Source organism: Bacillus sp. TH17 (genome assembly GCF_016651125.1).
In the GTDB taxonomy this organism is placed as follows: Bacteria; Bacillota; Bacilli; order Bacillales; family Bacillaceae_G; genus Bacillus_A; species Bacillus_A mycoides.
In genome coordinates, this window is the sequence record NZ_JAEKEN010000001.1 from 5152428 (window position 1) to 5159847 (window position 7420).

General features: G+C 45.1%; 2 protein-coding genes and 4 rRNA genes. All 6 read left to right on the top strand.

The window, feature by feature from the left end; translation table 11 throughout:
* Window positions 1–14: 14 nt before the first annotated feature.
* A 5S ribosomal RNA gene (gene rrf / locus JFT95_RS26620) occupies window positions 15–130 on the top strand.
* Between the two features lie 241 nt (window positions 131–371).
* Complete coding sequence (locus JFT95_RS26625; RefSeq protein WP_033709745.1) at window positions 372–1331, top strand: alpha/beta hydrolase; 960 nt, start codon at window positions 372–374, stop codon at window positions 1329–1331.
* A 191-nt stretch (window positions 1332–1522) separates the two neighbouring features.
* Window positions 1523–2254: a DsbA family oxidoreductase gene (locus tag JFT95_RS26630; protein ID WP_002035454.1), complete on the top strand. Its 732-nt coding sequence runs from the start codon at window positions 1523–1525 to the stop codon at window positions 2252–2254.
* A 350-nt stretch (window positions 2255–2604) separates the two neighbouring features.
* Window positions 2605–4156: ribosomal RNA gene (locus JFT95_RS26635) — 16S ribosomal RNA — on the top strand.
* 146 nt (window positions 4157–4302) lie between these two features.
* Window positions 4303–7224, top strand: a 23S ribosomal RNA gene (locus JFT95_RS26640).
* A gap of 102 nt (window positions 7225–7326) precedes the next feature.
* A 5S ribosomal RNA gene (gene rrf, locus JFT95_RS26645) occupies window positions 7327–7420 on the top strand; the annotation flags it as partial.

Consider the following 7420-nt stretch of genomic DNA (forward strand, 5'->3'; position numbering starts at 1 on the left):
TATACCTTCATCAGTTTGGTGATGATGGCAGAGAGGTCACACCCGTTCCCATACCGAACACGGAAGTTAAGCTCTCTAGCGCCGATGGTAGTTGGGACCTTGTCCCTGTGAGAGTAGGACGTCGCCAAGCAACTTTAAGACGAGTCAGAATGACTCGTCTTTTTTGTGTTTTAAACTTCTTATCAGCCTCAAGTAAGTAATCCTTATTATTTTGATCCTCTCATATTCATTTTCTTTCATCATTTTTGATGTGTAGTTTAAGATTTTCTATTCTATTTTTTGTAGAAGCAATCTATCGGTGTGTTAAAATAGTACAGTTGTTTTTCGAGGTACTTTAATATAGGAAGATTTAAATTTTTTAAGGAGATAATATGAAGAAGATAGGTGTAATTACTATAGTGGTTTTAGTCCTTCTAGCAATTACTTATATGTTAGTCGGCAATTATTTTTATAATTATGCGTTGAATGCGAAACAAGAGAAAGAGTTTTTAGAGGATAATCCTCACTTAGTAGAAACTGTGAATGCATCGGGAGGTGTGTTTGCTACAAATGAAGAAAAGGATGCGAACTTTGTATCAAATCATAAACCTAATATACGAAACATAAATTCTTTCGATAAGTTGAAATTAACAGGTTATGAATATATGAATGAACAATCTAGCCATAAATGGGCAATTGTAGTTCATGGATATGATAGTAGGGCATCGAAAATGACGAAATATATCCGGAATTTTTATGAAGAAGGATATAACGTCATAGCGCCAGATCTTCGTGGGCATGGAAATAGTGAAGGTGATTATATAGGGATGGGCTGGCACGATCGTAAAGATATTTTGATTTGGATTCAACAAATTGTAAAGAAAGACCCTAATGCTGAAATAGCACTCTTTGGAGTTTCAATGGGGGGAGCAACTGTAATGATGACTTCAGGTGAAGAGTTACCCTCTAACGTTAAAGTTATTATTGAAGATTGTGGATACTCAACTGTTATTGATGAATTTACTTATCAATTAAACGATTTATTCCACTTGCCGAAGTTTCCTGTTATGAATGCGGCAAATACAGTTACAAAATTAAGAGCTGGATATGATTTAGAAGAAGCTTCAGCTGTAAAACAAGTAGCGAAAAGTAAAACACCGATGCTATTTATTCATGGGGACGCTGATACATTCGTTCCTTATGAAATGTTAGATGAAGTATATAATGCTGCAAAAGTAGAAAAAGAGAAATTAATTGTTCCAGGTGCTGGACATGGAGAAGCCGAGAAGGTAGATTCGAATAAATATTGGAATACCATATGGGAGTTCGTGGGGAGATACATTCCAGCGTAATTAGATTGTTTTAGATTTGTATTTTGTATATACGATAATCAGAAGGAAATGTTTTTATACTTTTGATTATCGTTTTTTCTATTTAAAAACTCATTTTAGTTTGTAGTATATAAGGTTTGAAGCATAAATTTTTGAATTCCTTATTGCCAGTGCTACAATAATTGAAAACTACATGTTAATGAGGTGTTTCTATGAAAATTGAAGTATGGTCAGATTTTGTATGCCCATTTTGTTATATTGGGAAACGCAGATTAGAAATGGCTTTAGAGCAATTTCCGCATAAGAAAGATGTTGAAGTTGAGTTTAAAAGTTTTGAATTAGACCAAAATGCTCCAATCTATTCTGGAACAAGTATTAATGAAGTACTTGCATCAAAGTATGGGATTAGTATTGAAGAAGCTAAGCGTAATAATATACAACTAGGCAATCATGCAGCTAGTATGGGGTTAAGTTTTAATTTTGAAGAGATGAAGCCGACGAACACTTTTGATGCGCATCGTCTTGCCAAATTTGCAAAGGATCAAGGGAAAGAAAAAGAGATTACGGAAAATCTACTTTGTGCATATTTCACTGAATCGAAAAATTTAAGTGATGTGGATACGCTTGCTACTATTGCTGAAGCTTCAGGTTTAGATAAGCAAGAAGCTCTACATGTTATTAATGATAAAAGCGCATATGCAAATGATGTTAGAATTGATGAAGCGATTGCTCAGCAATATCAAATTTCGGGAGTTCCTTATTTTATTATTAATCAAAAGTATGCTATTTCAGGTGCGCAACCACTTGAAACTTTTGTTGGTGCACTTCAGCAAGTTTGGGAAGAAGAGAATCCTGCACCTAAGTTACAAGAGCTTTCTTCAGAGGGTGGAAGCGATATGTCTTGTACGGATGAAAGTTGTTCTGTACCTTCAAAAGAACAATAGTTTTTATGATGGAATAGCAACCCATAGAGTGTTTCATGGGTTGCTATTCTATTCTTATAGAAGAGGTATATAAATAGATAAATTAATAACGTAAATAGGATTTATAAAAAAATGAAGTTTTTTATAAAAACATATTGACGATTGTAGGTTAGAGGTGTAATATAGAACAAGTCGCCGATAGCAACAACGCAGAAAGCGACAAAAGAAAATGAAAAACTTAGTTGACATTGAAATATGAAAATGTTAACATAAGGGAGTCGCAAATGAGCGGCAAACAAGTTCTTTGAAAACTGAACGAAACAAACAACGTGAACGTCAATTTTTATTTTTAGATGCTAGACAAACTAACTTTATTGGAGAGTTTGATCCTGGCTCAGGATGAACGCTGGCGGCGTGCCTAATACATGCAAGTCGAGCGAATGGATTAAGAGCTTGCTCTTATGAAGTTAGCGGCGGACGGGTGAGTAACACGTGGGTAACCTACCCATAAGACTGGGATAACTCCGGGAAACCGGGGCTAATACCGGATAATATTTTGAACTGCATAGTTCGAAATTGAAAGGCGGCTTCGGCTGTCACTTATGGATGGACCCGCGTCGCATTAGCTAGTTGGTGAGGTAACGGCTCACCAAGGCGACGATGCGTAGCCGACCTGAGAGGGTGATCGGCCACACTGGGACTGAGACACGGCCCAGACTCCTACGGGAGGCAGCAGTAGGGAATCTTCCGCAATGGACGAAAGTCTGACGGAGCAACGCCGCGTGAGTGATGAAGGCTTTCGGGTCGTAAAACTCTGTTGTTAGGGAAGAACAAGTGCTAGTTGAATAAGCTGGCACCTTGACGGTACCTAACCAGAAAGCCACGGCTAACTACGTGCCAGCAGCCGCGGTAATACGTAGGTGGCAAGCGTTATCCGGAATTATTGGGCGTAAAGCGCGCGCAGGTGGTTTCTTAAGTCTGATGTGAAAGCCCACGGCTCAACCGTGGAGGGTCATTGGAAACTGGGAGACTTGAGTGCAGAAGAGGAAAGTGGAATTCCATGTGTAGCGGTGAAATGCGTAGAGATATGGAGGAACACCAGTGGCGAAGGCGACTTTCTGGTCTGTAACTGACACTGAGGCGCGAAAGCGTGGGGAGCAAACAGGATTAGATACCCTGGTAGTCCACGCCGTAAACGATGAGTGCTAAGTGTTAGAGGGTTTCCGCCCTTTAGTGCTGAAGTTAACGCATTAAGCACTCCGCCTGGGGAGTACGGCCGCAAGGCTGAAACTCAAAGGAATTGACGGGGGCCCGCACAAGCGGTGGAGCATGTGGTTTAATTCGAAGCAACGCGAAGAACCTTACCAGGTCTTGACATCCTCTGAAAACTCTAGAGATAGAGCTTCTCCTTCGGGAGCAGAGTGACAGGTGGTGCATGGTTGTCGTCAGCTCGTGTCGTGAGATGTTGGGTTAAGTCCCGCAACGAGCGCAACCCTTGATCTTAGTTGCCATCATTAAGTTGGGCACTCTAAGGTGACTGCCGGTGACAAACCGGAGGAAGGTGGGGATGACGTCAAATCATCATGCCCCTTATGACCTGGGCTACACACGTGCTACAATGGACGGTACAAAGAGCTGCAAGACCGCGAGGTGGAGCTAATCTCATAAAACCGTTCTCAGTTCGGATTGTAGGCTGCAACTCGCCTACATGAAGCTGGAATCGCTAGTAATCGCGGATCAGCATGCCGCGGTGAATACGTTCCCGGGCCTTGTACACACCGCCCGTCACACCACGAGAGTTTGTAACACCCGAAGTCGGTGGGGTAACCTTTATGGAGCCAGCCGCCTAAGGTGGGACAGATGATTGGGGTGAAGTCGTAACAAGGTAGCCGTATCGGAAGGTGCGGCTGGATCACCTCCTTTCTATGGAGAATTGATGAACGCAGTTCATCAATAAACGTTGACTTGTTTTGTTTCGTTCAGTTTTGAGAGAACTATCTCTCAAGTTTAAATGTATGTTCTTTGAAAACTAGATAACAGTGTAGCTCATATTTTTTTAATTTTAGTTTGGTTAAGTTAGAAAGGGCGCACGGTGGATGCCTTGACACTAGGAGTCGATGAAGGACGGGACTAACGCCGATATGCTTCGGGGAGCTGTAAGTAAGCTTTGATCCGAAGATTTCCGAATGGGGAAACCCACTATACGTAATGGTATGGTATCCTTACCTGAATACATAGGGTATGGAAGACAGACCCAGGGAACTGAAACATCTAAGTACCTGGAGGAAGAGAAAGCAAATGCGATTTCCTGAGTAGCGGCGAGCGAAACGGAATCTAGCCCAAACCAAGAGGCTTGCCTCTTGGGGTTGTAGGACATTCTATACGGAGTTACAAAGGAACGAGGTAGACGAAGCGACCTGGAAAGGTCCGTCACAGAGGGTAATAACCCCGTAGTCGAAACTTCGTTCTCTCTTGAATGTATCCTGAGTACGGCGGAACACGTGAAATTCCGTCGGAATCTGGGAGGACCATCTCCCAAGGCTAAATACTCCCTAGTGATCGATAGTGAACCAGTACCGTGAGGGAAAGGTGAAAAGCACCCCGGAAGGGGAGTGAAAGAGATCCTGAAACCGTGTGCCTACAAATAGTCAGAGCCCGTTAATGGGTGATGGCGTGCCTTTTGTAGAATGAACCGGCGAGTTACGATCCCGTGCGAGGTTAAGCTGAAGAGGCGGAGCCGCAGCGAAAGCGAGTCTGAATAGGGCGTTTAGTACGTGGTCGTAGACCCGAAACCAGGTGATCTACCCATGTCCAGGGTGAAGTTCAGGTAACACTGAATGGAGGCCCGAACCCACGCACGTTGAAAAGTGCGGGGATGAGGTGTGGGTAGCGGAGAAATTCCAATCGAACCTGGAGATAGCTGGTTCTCCCCGAAATAGCTTTAGGGCTAGCCTTAAGTGTAAGAGTCTTGGAGGTAGAGCACTGATTGAACTAGGGGTCCTCATCGGATTACCGAATTCAGTCAAACTCCGAATGCCAATGACTTATCCTTAGGAGTCAGACTGCGAGTGATAAGATCCGTAGTCAAGAGGGAAACAGCCCAGATCGCCAGCTAAGGTCCCAAAGTGTGTATTAAGTGGAAAAGGATGTGGAGTTGCTTAGACAACTAGGATGTTGGCTCAGAAGCAGCCACCATTTAAAGAGTGCGTAATAGCTCACTAGTCGAGTGACTCTGCGCCGAAAATGTACCGGGGCTAAATACACCACCGAAGCTGCGAATTGATACCAATGGTATCAGTGGTAGGGGAGCGTTCTAAGTGCAGTGAAGTCAGACCGGAAGGACTGGTGGAGCGCTTAGAAGTGAGAATGCCGGTATGAGTAGCGAAAGACGGGTGAGAATCCCGTCCACCGAATGCCTAAGGTTTCCTGAGGAAGGCTCGTCCGCTCAGGGTTAGTCAGGACCTAAGCCGAGGCCGACAGGCGTAGGCGATGGACAACAGGTTGATATTCCTGTACCACCTCTTTATCGTTTGAGCAATGGAGGGACGCAGAAGGATAGAAGAAGCGTGCGATTGGTTGTGCACGTCCAAGCAGTTAGGCTGATAAGTAGGCAAATCCGCTTATCGTGAAGGCTGAGCTGTGATGGGGAAGCTCCTTATGGAGCGAAGTCTTTGATTCCCCGCTGCCAAGAAAAGCTTCTAGCGAGATAAAAGGTGCCTGTACCGCAAACCGACACAGGTAGGCGAGGAGAGAATCCTAAGGTGTGCGAGAGAACTCTGGTTAAGGAACTCGGCAAAATGACCCCGTAACTTCGGGAGAAGGGGTGCTTTCTTAACGGAAAGCCGCAGTGAATAGGCCCAAGCGACTGTTTAGCAAAAACACAGGTCTCTGCGAAGCCGTAAGGCGAAGTATAGGGGCTGACACCTGCCCGGTGCTGGAAGGTTAAGGAGAGGGGTTAGCGTAAGCGAAGCTCTGAACTGAAGCCCCAGTAAACGGCGGCCGTAACTATAACGGTCCTAAGGTAGCGAAATTCCTTGTCGGGTAAGTTCCGACCCGCACGAAAGGTGTAACGATTTGGGCACTGTCTCAACCAGAGACTCGGTGAAATTATAGTACCTGTGAAGATGCAGGTTACCCGCGACAGGACGGAAAGACCCCGTGGAGCTTTACTGTAGCCTGATATTGAATTTTGGTACAGTTTGTACAGGATAGGCGGGAGCCATTGAAACCGGAGCGCTAGCTTCGGTGGAGGCGCTGGTGGGATACCGCCCTGACTGTATTGAAATTCTAACCTACGGGTCTTATCGACCCGGGAGACAGTGTCAGGTGGGCAGTTTGACTGGGGCGGTCGCCTCCTAAAGTGTAACGGAGGCGCCCAAAGGTTCCCTCAGAATGGTTGGAAATCATTCGTAGAGTGCAAAGGCATAAGGGAGCTTGACTGCGAGACCTACAAGTCGAGCAGGGACGAAAGTCGGGCTTAGTGATCCGGTGGTTCCGCATGGAAGGGCCATCGCTCAACGGATAAAAGCTACCCCGGGGATAACAGGCTTATCTCCCCCAAGAGTCCACATCGACGGGGAGGTTTGGCACCTCGATGTCGGCTCATCGCATCCTGGGGCTGTAGTCGGTCCCAAGGGTTGGGCTGTTCGCCCATTAAAGCGGTACGCGAGCTGGGTTCAGAACGTCGTGAGACAGTTCGGTCCCTATCCGTCGTGGGCGCAGGAAATTTGAGAGGAGCTGTCCTTAGTACGAGAGGACCGGGATGGACGCACCGCTGGTGTACCAGTTGTTCTGCCAAGGGCATAGCTGGGTAGCTATGTGCGGAAGGGATAAGTGCTGAAAGCATCTAAGCATGAAGCCCCCCTCAAGATGAGATTTCCCATAGCGTAAGCTAGTAAGATCCCTGAAAGATGATCAGGTTGATAGGTTCGAGGTGGAAGCATGGTGACATGTGGAGCTGACGAATACTAATAGATCGAGGACTTAACCATATAATATGAAGCAATGTTATCTAGTTTTGAGAGAATATAAAAAACTTATTGACTTTCAAAGTGAATCAAGTTATAATAATGTTTGTCTCAAATCGAATATAGTCTGGTAATGATGGCAGAGAGGTCACACCCGTTCCCATACCGAACACGGAAGTTAAGCTCTCTAGCGCCGATGGTAGTTGGGACCTTGTCCCTG

Bases quoted from the DNA above. Each gene is read 5' to 3' on its own strand.
- JFT95_RS26625 (WP_033709745.1), top strand. From the start codon at position 372: ATGAAGAAGATAGGTGTAATTACTATAGTGGTTTTAGTCCTTCTAGCA.
- JFT95_RS26630 (WP_002035454.1), top strand. From the start codon at position 1,523: ATGAAAATTGAAGTATGGTCAGATTTTGTATGCCCATTTTGTTATATT.